The 18,602-nt window shown below is 62.8% G+C and carries 2 protein-coding genes (1 of these 2 only partly in view); both read left to right on the top strand.

The window, feature by feature from the left end; genetic code table 11:
* A protein-coding gene (locus ACIOU6_RS21875; RefSeq protein WP_401138860.1) for a non-ribosomal peptide synthase/polyketide synthase crosses the window boundary here: on the top strand, positions 1 to 3,612 show its end. Its footprint begins 8,709 nt before the window's first position; only the last 3,612 of its 12,321 coding nucleotides appear in the window; the start codon falls outside the window, past its left edge; the stop codon is at positions 3,610 to 3,612.
* On the top strand, positions 3,612 to 18,602 hold the full coding sequence (locus ACIOU6_RS21870; protein WP_401138859.1) for a non-ribosomal peptide synthase/polyketide synthase: 14,991 nt from the start codon (positions 3,612 to 3,614) through the stop codon (positions 18,600 to 18,602). Before ACIOU6_RS21875 ends, ACIOU6_RS21870 begins: the two co-directional genes overlap by 1 nt.

The raw sequence follows: 18,602 nt of genomic DNA, 5'->3' as shown, positions 1-18,602 counted from the left end.
CTCAAGCAGGTCAAGGAACAACTGCGGGCGATTCCGCACAAAGGCATCGGCTTCGGCGCGCTCGCGCATCTGGGCGATGAGCTGGCTCGCCAAGCCCTGCAAGCCTTGCCGGCACCACGCCTGACCTTCAACTATCTGGGCCAGTTCGACGGCAGTTTCGATGCCGCCGCCGAAGCCCTGTTCGTGCCGACCAGCGAGTCCGGCGGTGCCGAAGTCAATCTGCAAGGCCCGTTGGGCAACCCGCTGGCGCTGAACGGCAAAGTCTTTGGCGGCGAACTGGATCTGAGCTGGACCTACAGCGGCGCGATGTTCGACGCGGCGACCATCCAGCGTCTGGCCGATGACTACGTGCAGGAATTGACTGTGCTGATCGGCCATTGCTGCGACAACGCCAACCGTGGCGTGACGCCGTCAGACTTCCCGCTGGCGCAACTGTCGCAGGCGCAACTCGATGCGCTGGTGCTCGAACCGCAAAGCATCGATGACATCTACCCGCTGTCGCCGATGCAGCAGGGCATGCTGTTCCATACGTTGCTCGAACATGGCAACGGCGACTACATCAACCAGATGCGCCTGGACGTCGACGGCGTCGATCCGCAACGCTTCCAAGCGGCGTGGCAAGCGGTGGTGGATGCCCATGACATTCTGCGCACCGGGTTTTTCTGGCAGGGCGATCTGCCGCAACCGGTGCAAGTGGTGCAGCGCCAGGTTGAAGTGCCATTCAGCGTGCTCGACTGGCACGGCAAAACCGGGCTGAACGCGGCGCTGCAAACCCTCGCCGACGAAGAGCGCGCACAGGGTCTGGATTTGATCTGTGCGCCGCTGCTGCGTCTGGTGCTGGTGCGCACCGCGACGGATCGTCATCACCTGATTTACACCAACCACCACATCCTGATGGACGGCTGGAGCAGCGCGCAGTTGCTCGGCGAAGTGTTGCAGCATTATCGCGGCGAAGCGGTGGCGCGTCCGGCGGGCCGCTATCGCGATTACATCGGCTGGCTACAACGCCAGGATGCGGCGGCGGCCGAAGCCTACTGGCTGGCGACGCTGCACAACCTGCAAGAGCCAACGCGCCTGGCCAATGCCATCGCGCGGCCGCAGTACGGTTTGCCAAGCGTCGGTTATGGCGATCACTACCAAGTACTCGACGTCAATCTGACGCAGCGTTTGGGCGAATTCGCCCGGGCCGCGAAAGTCACGGTCAACACCGTGGTGCAAGCCGCTTGGCTGTTGCTGTTGCAGCGTTATACCGGCAAAGACTGTGTCGCTTTCGGCGCCACCGTCGCCGGGCGTCCGGCGGATCTGCCGGGTGCCGAAGCGCAGATCGGCCTGTTCATCAATACCTTGCCGGTGGTTGCTGCGCCGCAAGCGCAGCAGAGTCTGGCCAGTTGGCTGCAAGGCGTGCAGGCGCAGAATCTGGCTTCGCGCGAGTTCGAACACACACCACTGGCGGATATTCAGCGTTGGGCCGGGCAGGGCGGTGATGCGCTGTTCGACAGCCTGATGGTGTTCGAGAACTACCCGATTGCCGACGCGCTGGAACGTGGCGCGCCGCAAGGCTTGCGTTTCGGCGCGGTGGCCAATCAGGAGCAGACCAACTATCCGCTGACCCTGCTGGTAAACATGAGCACGCAACTGACGGTGCATTTCAGCTATCAGCGCGACAGCTTTGCCGACGCCAGCGTGGCGCAGTTGGGCGCGCATTTGCAGCGTCTGCTGAGCCAGATGACCGAGGCGGGCGAGCGGTCACTCAGTGAGTTGAATCTGATCGAAAGCGTCCCGAGCGTCGATGCCGATTTCGTCACCGATCTGTGCATTCATCACGGCATTGCCCGTCAGGTGGCGGCGACGCCGGATGCGCTAGCGGTGACCTTTGGCAGCACGCAACTGACGTACGCCGAACTCGACGCGCAAGCCAACCGCTTGGCGCACAAACTGATCGAACTCGGTGTTGGCCCGGAAGTGCGCGTGGGCGCGGCGATGCCGCGTTCCGAGCAGTTGCTCATTGCCTTGCTGGCGGTGTTGAAGGCCGGTGGTGCGTATGTGCCGCTGGACCCGGATTACCCGGCGGATCGTGTCGCGTACATGCTGGAGGACAGCCGTGCGCGGGTGTTGCTGACCGAGCAAGCGGTCGCCGCGACCCTGACGGTACCTGGCGAAACGCAAGTGTTGCTGCTGGATCAGGTGTTGTTGAGCGGTTATCCGAGCAGTGCACCGCTAACATCGGTCGTTCCAGACAACCTCGCCTACGTGATCTACACCTCCGGCTCCACCGGCACGCCAAAAGGCGTGGCGATTGCCCATCGCAACGTCATGGCGTTGATCGACTGGTCGGCCAAGGTCTACAACCGCGACGATATTCAAGGCGTGCTGGTTTCGACCTCGGTGTGCTTCGATCTGTCGGTGTGGGAGCTGTTCGTCACACTGGCCAACGGCGGCTCGCTGATCATCGCCCGTAATGCTCTGGAACTGCCGCATTTGCCGGCGCGCGATCAGGTGCGCCTGATCAACACCGTGCCGTCAGCCATTGCTGCATTGCAGCGCGCCGGGCAGATTCCGCCGAGCGTGCGCATCATCAATCTGGCCGGTGAGCCGCTCAAGCAAGGGCTGGTTGACGCGTTGTATCAGCAGTCGACGGTCGAGCATGTCTACGACCTGTACGGCCCGTCGGAAGACACCACCTATTCGACCTGGACTCGCCGCAGTGCCGGTGGTGAGGCACGCATCGGTCGTGCCCTCGACCACAGCGCCAGTCACTTGCTCGACGCTGATTTGCACGCTGTCCCGCAAGGAGCGTCGGCCGAACTGTACCTGTCCGGTGCCGGCATCACGCGCGGCTATCTGGGCCGTGCAGCAATGACAGCCGAACGCTTTGTGCCCAACCCGTTCGCCAATAACGGCGAACGCATGTACCGCACCGGCGACCTCATCCGCGAGCGTGAAGAGGGCGAACTGGAATACATGGGCCGGATCGACCATCAGGTGAAAATTCGCGGATTCCGCATCGAGTTGGGGGAGATCGAGGCGCGATTGCTCGCCCAACCGGCCGTCACCGAAGCGGCGGTGCTGGCCGTCGAAGGCGAGGCGGGCGCGCAACTGGTGGCCTATGTGGTCGCCCCACCACTGGATCTGTACGACGGCGAAGCGCAGCGGCTCCTGCGCGACGGACTAAAGACTGGCCTCAAGTCTTCGTTACCTGACTACATGATTCCCGCGCACCTGCTGTTCCTTGAGCAGTTGCCACTGACCCCCAACGGCAAACTCGACCGCAAGGCCTTGCCAGCGGTCGATGCCAGCCAGATGCAGGCCGCGTATGTCGCGCCGCACAGTGAGCTTGAGCAGCGGGTCGCGGCGATCTGGCAGCAAGTGCTCGACGTGCAACGCATCGGCCTGAACGATCACTTCTTCGAACTGGGCGGGCACTCGCTGCTGGCGGTCAACGTGGTGTCGCGCATGGCCCTTGAACTGGGCCTGACGCTGACCCCGCAACTGTTATTCCAGCACCCCGTCCTGAGCGACTTTGTCGCTCGACTCGATACAGGAGGCGGGGCAATCAACGAACAGAAACTGAGCAAGCTGGAAGCCCTGCTTGACGATATGGAGGAAGTCTGATGGACAAGAGTGTTGCTTTGAGGGTAGCCAAGCGCTTTATCACTCTGCCGCTGGACAAACGTAAGCTGTACCTGGAAAAGATGCTCGAAGAGGGTGTCTCTCCGGCCAACCTGCCGATCCCGGAAACACGTTCCGGGTTTGCGGCGATTCCTCTGTCGTATGCCCAGGAACGTCAATTGTTCCTCTGGCAAATGGACCCGCACAGCACCGCGTATCACATCCCCAGCGCCCTGCGCCTCAAGGGGCGGCTGGAGGTGGCGGCGCTGGAACGCAGCTTCAATGCCGTGGCCGCGCGTCACGAAAGCTTGCGCACGACCTTCGCCGAGCAGGGCGAAACCTTTTGTCAGGTGATCCATCCGCAACTGCCGCTGAACATCAGTCTGGTTCCGCTGCCCGAAGGCCTTGATGCCGCCGGTGAAGAGGCTGCGGTCAAGGCGTTCGTCGAAAGCGAAACCACGCGCCCGTTCAACCTGCAACAGGGCCCGCTCCTGCGCGTGGCGCTGCTGAAAGTGGCGCAGGACGATCATGTGCTGGTGCTGATCCAGCACCACATCATCTCCGATGGCTGGTCGATCAAAGTGCTGGTCAATGAGCTGATCCAACATTACGCCGCCGACACCAGCGGGCAGCCGTTGACGCTGCCGGCGCTGGACGTGCAATACGCCGACTACGCGATCTGGCAGCGTCACTGGCTGGAAGCGGGCGAGCGTGAGCGGCAACTGGCTTATTGGATCAAGACGCTGGACGGCGAGCAGCCGGTGCTGGAGTTGCCAATCGATTTCCCCCGCCCGGCGGTGCAGAGTCTGCGCGGTGCGCGGCTTGAACTGGACTTGCCGACGGCCCTTGGCGACGCCCTCAAACATCTGGCCCAGCGCGAAGGTGCGAGCCTGTTCATGGTGTTGCTGGCGTCGTTCCAGGCCTTGCTGCATCGCTACAGCGGCCAGGCGCAGATTCGCGTCGGTGTGCCTACGGCCAACCGTAACCGAGTCGAGACGGAGGGCCTGATCGGCTTTTTCGTCAACACTCAGGTATTGAATGCCGAGGTGAACGGGCAACTGCCGTTCAACCGCTTGCTGGCGCAGGTCAAGCAAGCGGCGATGGATGCTCAGGCGCATCAGGATCTGCCGTTCGAGCAATTGATCGAAGCGCTGCAACCGGAGCGCAGCCTGAGCCACAGCCCGGTGTTCCAGGTGATGTTCAACCACCAGACCCGCCGTGATCAGGGGCGTGGCGCGGTGCAACTGCCGCAGTTGAGCGTCGAGGATGTGCAGTGGGAAGGGCGCACCGCGCAGTTCGACCTGACCCTCAATACTTATGAATCCAACGACGGTTTCGCCGCCGAGCTGATCTACGCCACTGACCTGTTCAAGTCTGAGACCATCGAGCGCATTGCCCGTCACTGGCAGAACCTGCTGCAAGGCATCGTGGCTGCACCGACTCAGCGCGTCGGCGAATTGCCGTTGTTGGACAGTGCCGAACACGGTGTGTTGTTGCGGGACTGGTTACGCGTGGCCGATCACACCGTGCAGGCCGAGTGCGTGCAGCAGGCTTTCGCCTTGCAGGCACAGCAAACGCCGCAGGCCACCGCGCTGATCATCGGCGCAGACGTGCTGACCTATGGCGAACTGGAGGCCCGGGCCAATCAACTGGCGCACAAGCTGATCGAGGCCGGTGTCGGCCCGGATCGACTGGTCGGCATCGCCGTCGAGCGCAGCGTCGAAATGATCGTCGGCCTGCTGGCGATCCTCAAGGCGGGCGGCGCGTATGTGCCGCTGGACCCGGCGTACCCGGAAGATCGTCTGGCCTACATGATCGAGGACAGTGGTTTGCAATTGCTGCTGACGCAGTCGCACTTGCAGGCGCAGTTACCGATCCCGACGGGCGTGCAGACGCTGTTGCTCGATCAGCCACACGACTGGCTGGCGGCGTATCCACAGACCGCGCCGGACGTGGCGGTCAACGGCGAGCATCTGGCCTATACGATCTACACCTCGGGTTCGACCGGTAAACCGAAAGGCGTGATGGTGCGCCACGCGGCCCTGAGCAACTTTGTCGCGAGCATGATCAAGCAGCCAGGGATCGCGGCCACTGATCGCATGCTGTCGCTGACCACGTTCTCGTTCGACATTTTTGGCCTGGAAATCTACGGCCCATTGCTGGCCGGCGCCTGCGTGGTGCTGACCGGCAAGGACGTGCATCAAGACCCGCAAGCGGTGCTCGAACTGATCGAGCGCCACGCCGTCAGTGTGCTGCAAGCCACGCCGTCGACCTGGCGCATGCTGCTGGACAACGAACACGCCGCGATCCTCAGCGGCCGCACGTTCCTCTGTGGCGGTGAAGCACTGCCGCAGGAACTGGCGCAGCGCATGCTGGCGCTGACGCCACGCGTGTGGAACCTCTATGGCCCGACCGAAACGACGATCTGGTCAGCACAACATGCGCTGAGTGCGGACAACAGCCGTCCGTTCCTCGGCACGCCCATCGACAACACCGCGTTGTACATCCTCGGCAGTGACCTTGAGCTCAATCCGCTCGGCGCGCCGGGTGAATTGCTGATTGGCGGTGACGGTTTGGCCCGTGGTTATTTCCAGCGCCCGAGCCTGACCGCCGAACGTTTTGTACCGGATCCCTTTGCGAAAAACGGCGCGCGCCTGTACCGCACCGGCGACCTGACCCGCTATCGCGCCGAGGGCGTGATCGAGTACATCGGGCGGATCGACCATCAGGTGAAAATCCGTGGTTTGCGTATCGAACTGGGTGAGATCGAAGCGCGTTTGCTCGCGCTCGACAGCGTGCGCGAAACCGTTGTGGTCGCGCAGGACGGCCCGACCGGCCCGCAACTGGTGGGCTACGTGGTGCCATTGGTCAATGATGTTTCGGAAGCCGATTTGCGCGCCGCGCTCAAGGCCAGCCTCAAGGCTGAACTGCCGGAATACATGGTGCCGGCGCACCTGTTGTTCCTCGCGCAACTGCCGCTGACCCCCAACGGCAAAGTAGATCGCAAAGCCTTGCCGGCGCCCGACGCCAGCCAGTTGCAATCGACCTACAGCGCCCCGCAAACCGCCACCCAGCAGACCGTCGCCGAAATCTGGCAAACGGTGCTTAAGCTGGATCGCGTGGGCCTCGGCGATAACTTCTTCGAACTGGGCGGCCACTCGTTATTGGTCACCCAGGTGGTCTCTCGGGTGCGCCAAGCGCTGAACGTTCAGGTGCCGCTGCGTACGCTGTTCGAACACAGCACGCTGGAAGATTTCGTCGCCGCGCTCGGTCTTGATCAGGCGCATCAGGAACCGCCAATTGTCGCGTTGCCGCGCCTGCAACCACTGGCGCTTTCGTATGCCCAGGAACGTCAATGGTTCCTCTGGCAACTGGAGCCGACCAGCACTGCCTATCACGTCCCGGCGGCGTTGCGTCTGCGCGGTGAACTGGATCTGGGGGCGTTGCAGCGCAGCTTCGATGCCCTGATCGCGCGCCACGAATCCTTGCGCACCTGCTTCGTCGAAGAGCAGGGCCAGCCCCTGCAAGTGATTCAGGCCCTCGCCACGTTGGATCTGCACGTGCAGGACGTTGCCGCCGATCTGGACGAGGCTGCGCTGCAAGCGCTGGTCGCCGAAGAAACCCTGCACCTGTTCAATCTCCAGCAAGGCCCGCTGCTGCGGGTCAAATTGCTGCGTCTGGCGGATGACGACCACGCACTGGTCATCACCTTGCACCACATCGTTTCCGATGGCTGGTCGATGAACGTCATGGTCGATGAACTGGTGGCGTTGTACGCCGCTTATAGCCAAGGGCAGGCCGTGCAATTGCCGGCGCTGGCGGTGCAATACGCCGACTACGCGGTGTGGCAAAAGCAGTGGATGGACGCCGGTGAACGCGAGCGTCAGTTGAGCTACTGGACGGCGCAACTGGGCGATGGCGATCAGCCGCTGCTGGAGCTGCCGACCGATCGCCCACGTCCGCCTGAGCAAAGCTATCGCGGCGCCCGTCGTGATATCCCGCTGAGCCTGGAACTGGCGTCTGCGCTCAAGCAGGTTGCCCAGCGTGAAAACGTCACGCTGTTCACACTGTTGCTGGCCTCGTTCCAGACCTTGCTGCATCGCTACAGCGGTCAGGCCGACATCCGCGTCGGTGTGCCGGTGGCGAACCGCAACCGGGTCGAGACGGAAGGGCTGATCGGCTTCTTCGTCAACACCCAGGTGCTGAAAGCTGAATTCGACAGCCAGCAGACGTTCCGTAGCCTGCTGCAGCAAGTGAAAAGCACCGTGCTCGGCGCCCAGGCTCATCAGGATCTGCCGTTCGAGCAACTGGTCGATGCGCTGCAACCGGAGCGCAGCCTCAGCCACAGTCCGTTGTTCCAGGTACTGCATAATCACCAGAGCCAGGCCCGTCAGGCTCAGGGCGCCACACGCTTGCCGAACATCGAGATCGAAGGCCTGAACTGGGCGTCGAACACCGCACAGTTCGACTTGACCCTGAACACCTTCGAATCCACCGACAACGTCTGGGCCGAGCTGACTTACGCCACCGACTTGTTCGACGCCGCGACCATCGCGCGCCTGGCGCAACACTGGACGAATCTGCTGCAAGGCATCGTCGTCGACAGCGGTCAGCGCATTGCCGAACTGCCGCTGCACGACGCTGCCGAACGCGCGAAGACCTTGCTGCAATGGAACCCGGCCTTGGCCGATTTCCCCAGCGAGCGGTGCCTGCATCAATTGATCGAAGCCCAGGCTGCCCGCGCACCGCAAGCGATTGCCGTGGCCTACGGCCAACAGACGCTGACCTACGACGAACTCAACAGCCGCGCCAATCAGTTGGCCCACAAACTGATCGCCAACGGTGTCGGCCCGGATGTGCGCGTCGGTCTGGCGGTGGAGCGCAGCCTCGACATGCTGGTTGGGCTGTTGGCGATCCTAAAGGCCGGGGGCGCTTACGTGCCGCTGGACCCGAGCTACCCGCAAGAACGCCTGAGCTACATGATCGGCGACAGCGGCATCGGCCTGCTGCTGACCCAAAGCCATCTGCTTGATCGTCTGCCGGTGCCGGACTCGGTACGCAGTTTGATGCTCGATCAGGACCGCGACGGTCTCGAAGGCTACAGCGACAGCAACCCGCAGGTCAGCATGAGCCCGGACAACCTGGCGTATGTGATCTACACCTCCGGTTCGACCGGCCAGCCGAAGGGCACCTTGCTGGCGCATCGCAACGTGCTGCGCCTGTTCGAAGCCACGGGTGCGTGGTTCGATTTTGGTCCGACCGATGTCTGGAGCCTGTTCCATTCCTACGCCTTCGATTTCTCGGTGTGGGAGATTTTCGGTGCGCTGCTGTACGGCGGCAAACTGGTGGTGGTGCCTTACGAGGTCAGCCGTGCGCCGGAAGATTTCTACGCTTTGCTCGGCCGCGAAGGCATTACCGTACTGAACCAGACGCCCTCGGCGTTCAAGCAATTGATGCAAGTGGCGTGCGCCCCGCAACACGCCGCTCTACAGCCGTCGCTGCGTTACGTGGTGTTCGGTGGCGAGGCGCTGGAGGTCAAGAGCCTGCGCCCGTGGTTCGAACGTTTCGGCGATCAGGCACCGCAACTGATCAACATGTACGGCATCACCGAAACCACCGTGCACGTGACTTACCGGCCATTGTCGATGGCCGATCTGCAAGGCGATGTCGGCAGCCCGATCGGCGAGCCGATCGCGGATCTGTCGTGGTATTTGCTCGACGCTGACCTGAACCCGGTCGCCAAAGGCTGTATCGGCGAGTTGCACATCGGGCGTGCCGGGCTGGCGCGGGGTTATCTGAACCGTGCCGACCTAACCAGCCTGCGCTTTATTCCCGATCCGTTTTCCGCTGACGGCGGGCGTCTGTACCGCACCGGTGACCTGGCGCGTTATCGCGCTGACGGCGTCGTCGAATACGTCGGGCGCATCGACCATCAGGTGAAGATTCGCGGGTTCCGTATCGAACTCGGCGAGATCGAAGCGCAACTGCTGGAGCAACCAGCGGTGCGCCAAGCCGTGGTGCTGGCGCAGCCGGGCCTCAGTGGTCAGCAATTGGTCGCGTATCTGGTGCCGAGCGATGCCGCGCTGCTCGACGCCAGCCTGGCCGAACAGGCGCAGTGGCGCGACCGTGTGCGTGCCGAGCTCAAGGAAAACCTGCCGGATCACATGATCCCGGCGCACCTGTTGCTGCTGGCGCAACTGCCATTGACCGCCAACGGCAAACTCAACCGCCGCGCCTTGCCGGCCCCTGACGCGAGCCAGGCGCAGCAGGCTTATCAGGCACCACAAAGCGAGCTGGAACAGCGCTTGGCGGCGATCTGGCAAGACGTGCTGAAACTGCCGAAAGTGGGCCTCAACGACAATTTCTTTGAGCTGGGCGGCGACTCGATCATTTCGATTCAGGTGGTCAGCCGTGCCCGTCAGGCCGGCATTCGTCTCAATCCCAAAGACCTGTTCCAGCACCAGACCGTGCAGCGTCTGGCGCTGGTCGCACAACTGGGCGATGGCGAGTCGACGATTGATCAACAGGCGGTGACCGGCGCGGCGTTGCTGCTGCCGATCCAGCAGCAGTTTTTCGAAGATGAAATCCCTGAACGTCACCACTGTAATCAGTCGGTGCTGCTCCAACCGCGTCAGGCGCTGGACGCCGCCAAGGTCGAGCAAGTGCTGCGCGCGCTGGTGGCCCATCACGATGCCCTGCGCCTGAGTTTCTCGCCGCAGGATGGCGTGTGGCAGGCCGAACACCGAGCGGTGGAAGATTCATCGCAAAACCTGCTCTGGCAGGAGGACGTCGCCGATGCTGCTGCGCTGGAAGCCTTGGGCAACCGCGCCCAGCGCAGTCTCGACCTGCAAAACGGGCCATTACTGCGCGCTGTGTTGGCAAATCTGGCCGACGGCACTCAGCGTTTGCAGTTGGTGATTCATCACTTGGCGGTAGACGGTGTGTCGTGGCGGATTCTGCTTGAAGACCTGCAAAACGCTTATCAACAATTGCTCGATGATCAGCCGCTGAGCCTGCCGTCCAAGACCAGCGCTTTCAAGGACTGGAGCGAACACTTGCAGCGCTACGCCAACGGCCCGGCGTTGCAGGCTGAGCTGGCTTACTGGCAGGCCTGCCTGAGCGATGTCAGCACCGATCTGCCGTGCAAACGCGTGAACGCCGGTCAGCACAATCGACTGGCGCAGACCGTGCAGACCCGACTCGGCGTCGAGCTGACCCGGCAATTGCTGCAAGAAGCCCCGGCGGCGTATCGCACTCAGGTCAATGACCTTTTGCTGACGGCGCTGGCGCGAGTCATCGGCCGCTGGAGTGGGCAGACGTCGACGCTCATTCAGCTCGAAGGCCATGGTCGCGAAGCGCTGTTCGACGGGGTCGATCTGACCCGCACCGTCGGCTGGTTCACCAGCCTGTTCCCGGTGTGCCTGACCCCGGCCGCGACAGCGGGTGAGTCAATCAAACAGATCAAGGAACAACTGCGCTCGATCCCCGACAGGGGCATTGGTTTCGGTGTGCTGCGCCACTTCGGTGACGCTCAGGCGCAGCAGAGCCTGCGTGCCTTGCCGAGCCCGCGTATCACCTTCAACTACCTCGGCCAGTTCGACGGCAGTTTCGAGGGCGATGACGGCGCATTGTTCGTGCCGTCGCCGGACAACGCCGGCCTCGATCAAAGCCCGGACGCGCCGCTGGGCAACTGGCTGACCCTCAATGGTCAGGTGTATGGCGGCGAGTTGCGCGTGGGCTGGACCTTCAGCAGCGAACGCTTCGACAGCGCGGTCATTGAAGCGCTGGCCGCCGATTACGCCGAAGAACTGGCCGCGTTGATCGGCCATTGCCTCACCCCGGGCGTTGAAGGTCTGACCCCGTCGGACTTCCCGTTGGCCGGCCTGACGCAGGCGCAACTCGACGGCTTGCCATTGCCGGCGCAGCAGATTGCCGATGTCTATCCGCTGTCGGCAATGCAGCAGGGCATGTTGTTTCACAGCCTTTACGAACAGGCCGCTGGCGATTACATCAATCAGGTTCGCCTCGACGTCGAAGGCCTCGATCCGCAACGCTTCCAGCAGGCCTGGCAAGCGGCGGTGGACAACCACGATATCCTGCGCACCTGTTTTGTCTGGCAGGGTGAACTGGCGCGACCGGTGCAAGTGGTACACAAGCAACTGGACATGCCGTTCAGCGTGCTCGACTGGCGCGAGCGTGGCGATGGCCAGGGCGAATTGAATGCACTGGCCGCTGCCGAGCAGGCGCAAGGTTTTGACCTGAGCCAAGGGCCGCTGCTGCGCATGGTGGTGGTGCGTCTGGATGACCAGCGCTGCCATTTGATCTACACCAACCATCACATCCTGATGGATGGCTGGAGCAACTCGCAGTTGCTCGGCGAAGTGCTGCAACGCTACAGCGGCATTGCTCAGCCTGTGCTGGCCGGGCGTTATCGCGATTACATCGAATGGCTGCAACGTCAGGATGTACAGGCCAGCGAGCACTACTGGACCGCGCAACTAGCCGACTTGCAGGCGCCGACCCTGCTGGCGCAGGCACTTCAGGCACAGCGTGGCGATGCGCCGCGTGCCGGGCATGGCGAACATTTCTGCGTGCTGGACGCGCAGCAGACCCGTCGTCTGGGCGATTTCGCTCGCCAGCAAAAAGTCACGCTCAACACGCTGATTCAGGCGGCCTGGCTGCTGCTGTTGCAGCGCTTGACCGGCCAACAAAGCGTGGCGTTCGGCGCCACGGTGGCGGGGCGCCCGACCGAACTCAAAGGTGTCGAGCAGCAGATTGGGCTGTTCATCAACACCTTGCCGGTGATCGCCAGCCCTCGCGCGCAATCGAGCGTGGGCGAGTGGTTGCAGAGTGTGCAGGCGCAGAACCTGGCCCTGCGCGAGCATGAACACACGCCGTTGTTCGACATTCAGCGTTGGGCCGCGCGCAACGGTGAAGCGCTGTTCGACAACATTCTGGTGTTCGAGAACTACCCGGTGTCCGAGGCGCTGGAGCAGGGCGCGCCGCAGGAGTTGCGCTTTGGCGAGATCAACAACCACGAACAGACCAACTACCCGCTGACCCTGCTGGTGCATTTGAGCGATGAATTGTCGATGCATTTCAGCTACCAGTGCGACAGCTTTGCGGCGCACAGCGTGGTGCAGTTGGGCGAGTACTTGCAGCGCCTGCTCGGGCAGATGAGTGAGTCGGGTGAGCGTTTGCTCAGTGAGTTGAACCTGATCGATAGTGCCCCGAGCGTCGCAGCCGATTTCGTCACCGAGCTGTGCATCCATCAGGGCATCGCCCGTCAGGTGGCGGTGACGCCGGATGCGCTGGCGGTGACTTTCGGCGACAAGCAACTGACGTATGCCGAACTGGATGTGCAGGCCAACCGTCTGGCGCACAAACTGATCGAACTGGGTGTTGGCCCGGAAGTGCGGGTGGGCGTGGCAATGCCGCGTTCCGAGCAGTTGCTCATTGCTTTGCTGGCGGTGCTCAAGTCGGGTGGCGCGTATGTGCCGCTGGACCCTGATTACCCGGCGGGTCGTGTCGCGTACATGATCGAGGACAGCCGCGCGCAGGTGCTGCTGACTGAGCAAGCCGTCGCTGCGACCCTGAGCGTGCCTGTTGATACCCAAGTGTTGCTCATGGATCAGCTGTCGCTCAGCGGTTATTCCGCCGATGCACCACACACCGCAGTGCAACCGGATAACCTCGCCTACGTGATCTACACCTCGGGCTCCACCGGCAAGCCAAAAGGCGTGGCGATTGCCCATCGCAACGTCATGGCGTTGATCGACTGGTCGGCCAAGGTCTACAGCCGCGACGACATTCAAGGCGTACTGGCCTCGACCTCGGTGTGCTTCGACCTGTCGGTGTGGGAGCTGTTTGTCACGTTGGCCAACGGAGGTTCGCTGATCATCGCGCGCAATGCCCTGGAGCTGCCGCAACTGGCGGCCCGCGATCAGGTGCGCCTGATCAACACCGTGCCGTCGGCCATCGCTGCACTGCAACGCGCCGGAGAGATTGCGCCGAGCGTGCGGATCATCAATCTGGCCGGTGAACCGCTCAAGCAAGGGCTGGTCGACGCGCTGTATCAACAGTCGACGGTCGAGCACGTCTACGACCTCTACGGCCCGTCGGAAGACACCACCTATTCGACCTGGACTCGCCGCAGCAGCGGTGGCCAGGCGCGCATCGGCCGTGCCCTCGACCACAGCGCCAGTCACTTGCTCGACGCTGATTTGCACGCTGTCCCGCAAGGGGTTTCGGCTGAGCTGTACCTGTCGGGCGCCGGCATCACGCGCGGTTATCTGGGGCGTGCGGCGATGACCGCTGAACGGTTCGTACCCAACCCGCTCGCCGACAATGGCGAGCGGATGTACCGCACCGGCGACCTGATCCGCGAGCGTGAAGCGGGCGAACTGGAGTACATGGGCCGCATCGACCATCAAGTGAAGATTCGCGGCCTGCGGATCGAACTCGGCGAAATCGAAGCGCGTCTGATGGCACACGCCGCCGTGCGCGAAGGGGTGGTCGTGGCCAGTGAAGTGCTGGGCAGCCAACAATTGATCGCCTACCTGGTGCCGGCCGATCCGACAACGCTGGATGCCAGCACTGAGTTGCAACGTGAACTGCACGACGACATCAGCACCTGGCTGGGCGCGACCCTGCCGGAATACATGGTGCCGACTCACCGTCTGTGGCTGGCGCAGCTACCGCTGACCCCCAACGGCAAGATCGATCGCAAGCGCTTGCCGGCGCTGGAGCTCACGGCCGCGCAACAACATGTCGAACCGGCCAACGCTACCGAGCAGACGCTGGTGGACATCTGGAAAGACGTGCTGGGTCTGGCGCAGGTCAGCACCACCGACAGCTTCTTCGCCCTGGGCGGCGACTCGATCATCTCGATTCAAGTGGTCAGCCGCGCCCGTCAGCAAGGCTTGGAGCTGAGTCCGAAAGACCTGTTCCAGCACCCGACCATCGGGCAACTGGCGCAACGGGTTGCCAGCACCTCGGACGTACCGTTGGCAGCGCTGGTCGACATGCCTCTGCACGGTTTGACCGACGCGCAAATCGCGCAATTGCCGCTGCCGCAGGATCAACTGGCGGGGCTTTATCGCTTGTCGCCGATGCAGCAGGGCATGCTGTTCCTCGGCCTGAACTCGCCGGAGTCGGATCTCTACATCAACCAGTTGTGCATTCCGGTGCAAGGCCTTGAGCCTTGGCGCTTGAAAGATGCCTGGGAAACCGTCAGCCGTCGTCACGACATCCTGCGCACCGGTTTCCTCTGGCAGGACATGGCCGAACCGCTGCAATTCGTCCTCGCCGATCCGCCGTTGCCGCTCAGCCTACTCGACTGGCGCGCACAGGATCACTCGGCCGAAGCCTTGCAGGCCTTGGCGGATGCCGAGCGGGCCAAGGGCTTCGACCTCAATCAGCCGCCGCTGCAACGTCTGACGCTGGTGCAAGTGGGCGAGGACAGCTATCAGTTGATCTGGACCTATCACCACATCCTGATCGACGGCTGGAGCAGTTCGCAGTTGATCGGCGAAGTGCTGAGCCAGTATTCCGGCAAGCCGCTGGCCGACGCCGTGCCGTATCGTCATTACATCAACTGGCTGCAACAACAGGACGGCAATGCCAGCGAAGGGTTCTGGCGTCAGCACCTGAGCAAGCTCGACGAGCCGACCTACCTTGCCGACACCGTGGCGCGTACTGGCAGCGGTCGTGGTCACGAGGCACTGTATAGCCGCTTGGGCGAGCCGCGCACCGAACAGCTCAAGGCCTTTGCGCAAGCTCAGCAAGTGACCCTCAACACCTTGGTGCAGGGCGCCTGGCTGATGCTGCTCAGCCGTTACAGCGGTCAGCGTTGTGTGGCGTTCGGCGCGACAGTGGCGGGGCGCCCGGCGAGCCTGCCGGCGTCGGAGTCGATCCTCGGCCTGTTCATCAACACCTTGCCGGTGATCAAGGATGTGCCGGCCGAGCAGTCGGTCGGTGAGTGGCTGCGTGATTTGCAGGACTTCAACCTGGAAATGCGTGAGCGCGAGTACACCCCGCTCACCGATGTGCAGCGCTGGGCCGGACGTGCCGGGCAATCGCTGTTCGACAGCATCATCGTGTTCGAGAACCACCCGATCGACCAGGCGCTGCGCGAATGGCGCGATGACTCGCTGAAATTCGGCGAAATCAGCAACGCCGGCCTGACCAACTTTCCGATGGACCTGATGGTCACGCTCGAAGAAGGTCTGGTGATTGAGTACATGTTCCTGCGTGAGCATTTCGACCGGGTGACTGTGGAAGGCATCCGCAGCAACATGGAAGGTCTGCTCGCCGCGTTGGCGCAAGACGCCGCGCAGCCGCTGGGCCGCATCGGTCTGCCGACCGGCCAGCGTTTGTTGGCACCCGTCGTTCGGATGCCAACGCACGCGCCATGGGTGCATCAGCGTATTGGCCAATGGGCTGCCCGGCACCGAGAACAAACGGCGCTGATCTTCAACGACGAAGCGTTCAGCTACGGGCAGATAGAGGCCCGGGCCAATCGTCTGGCCCATGCACTGATTGCCGAAGGTGTCGGCCCGGAGATCCGCGTCGGTGTGGCCCTGCCACGCAGCGAAAACATGATCGTCGCGCTGTTGGCGGTGCTCAAGGCCGGAGGCGCTTATGTACCGCTGGACGCGACGTATCCACGCGAACGCCTGAGTTATCTGATGCGCGATTCGGGCATCGCCTTGTTGCTCAGCGATTCGAGTCTGCGTCAGGTGATGCCGACCGGGGACAACCTGCATGTGCTGGAACTCGATCACCTGGATCTGAGCGCTCAGCCAGAGGTGGCGCCGCAGGTCGCGGTGCAAGCGGACAATCTGGCCTACGTGATTTATACCTCCGGCTCTACCGGCCAGCCGAAAGGCGTCGGTGTCGCTCACGGGCCATTGGCGATGCACTGCCAGGCCATCGGTCAGCGTTATGAGATGAGCGAAGCCGATTGCGAACTGCACTTCATGTCGTTCGCCTTCGACGGTGCCCATGAGCGCTGGTTGACGACACTGACCCACGGTGCGCGCCTGCTGATCCGTGATGACAGCCTGTGGACCGCCGAGCAAACCTACAACGCCCTGCATGAGCATGGCGTGACCGTGGCCGCGTTCCCGCCGGTGTACTTGCAGCAACTGGCCGAGCACGCTGAACAGCACGGCAACCCGCCGGCGGTGCGCATCTACTGCTTCGGCGGTGATGCGGTGCCGGTGGCGAGTTTCGAACTGGCGAAACGGGCACTGAAACCGCAATACATCATCAATGGCTACGGCCCGACCGAAACCGTGGTGACGCCGCTGATCTGGAAAGCCGGTGCTGACGATCAGTGCGGTGCGGCCTACGCGCCAATCGGCAGTGTGGTCGGTGAGCGCAGCGGTTATGTGCTCGACGCCGACCTCAATCCGCTGCCGGTGGGCCTTGCCGGTGAGCTGTACCTGGGCGGCGCGTTGGCCCGTGGATATCTGGGACGTGCCGGCGGCACTGCGGAGCGTTTCGTGGCCAACCCGTTCAGCGCTGATGGCAGTCGCCTGTACCGTACCGGCGACCTGGTTCGCCAGCGTGAGGACGGCACTGTCGACTATCTGGGTCGGATCGACCATCAAGTGAAGATCCGTGGTTTCCGCATCGAGTTGGGCGAAGTCGAAGCGCGCCTCAAGCAACAACCGGGGGTGCGTGACGCCGCCGTGGTGGCCCGCGAGGGTGTCAGCGGCAAGCAGTTGCTTGGTTATGTACTGGCCACAGCCGAAACGGCAACGGACGGCTTGTGCGAACGCTTGCGCGAGCAGCTCAAGGCCAGCCTGCCGGACTACATGGTGCCTGCGCACCTGATGTTGCTCGAGCGCATGCCGCTGACCCCTAATGGCAAACTCGACCGCAAGGCCCTGCCCAGCCCCGACGCCGAACAACGTCAGGATTACGTGGCGCCGCGCACCGAGCTGGAAAAGGCCATGGCGAAGATCTGGCAAGAGGTGCTGAAAATCGATCGCGTCGGCCTCACCGACAACTTTTTCGAACTGGGTGGTGATTCGATCCTCAGTCTGCAAGTGGTGGCGCGCAGTCGCGTGCTGAAAGCCCAAGGGCTGAGCCTGAAACTGCGCGACCTGATGCAGAAACCGAGCATCGCCGAACTGGTTGCCAGTGTGCAGGGATCCGCCGAAAAAGCCTCCGGGTTGCTGGCGATGAACCCTGAAGTCAAGGGCGTTGCGCCGCTGTTCTGCATTCACGCCGGCTTCGGTACGGTGTTCGACTACGAACCATTGGCGCGCCGCTTGAGCAGGCGCCGGCAGGTGTTGGCGATTCAGTCGCGGATGCTGCTGGATCCGGCGTTCAACGATGTGTCGTTGCAGGACATGGCCAGCGATTATGTGGCGCAGATCCGTGAGAAACAGCCAGACGGGCCGTATTACCTGTTGGGCTGGTCGCTGGGTGGGACGCTGGCGATGTTGATGGCCGCGCAACTCGAACAGGTCGGCCAGACAGTCAAGTTCGTTGGTCTGGTGGACAGCTTCGTACCGTCGGCCAAGGTCAACGAGGGCGCGGTGGATGATTGGCAGGCTGATCTGCGTGACTTCCTGCGGGTGACCCTGCCGGACGCCGCGCCGGGCTTGAGCATCGACGGTGAAGAAACGCCGCAGAACCTGCGCGCATTGTTCGCCAGGGCCATGAGTACCGAACGTGGGGCTTCGACCTACGTGGCACTGGGCGCCGATGAACTGGCCCATGTGTTCAGCGTGGCGCGTCGACTCAAGCAACTGTCGTTGCAACTGGATCGCTGTGCACCGCTGGCGTTCAACCCTATCTGCTGGTGGACCCTGGGGCGCGAAGAGGAGGCCGTGGAACTGGCGGCGCAACTTGAGCAGTCGGGCATGGGCGGCGAATGGCTTGATTGCGGGCACTTCCAGATCCCGCGCGATGAAACTTTCCTGTCCGAGGCTGAAGAAATGCTCGGCGAGATCTTTGAACCACTAGCCATGTCCTGA

Origin of the sequence: Pseudomonas sp. NPDC087615 (genome assembly GCF_044743445.1) — a bacterium.
Taxonomy (GTDB): domain Bacteria; phylum Pseudomonadota; class Gammaproteobacteria; order Pseudomonadales; family Pseudomonadaceae; genus Aquipseudomonas; species Aquipseudomonas baetica_A.
This window is presented reverse-complemented; position numbering and strand designations above follow the sequence as displayed.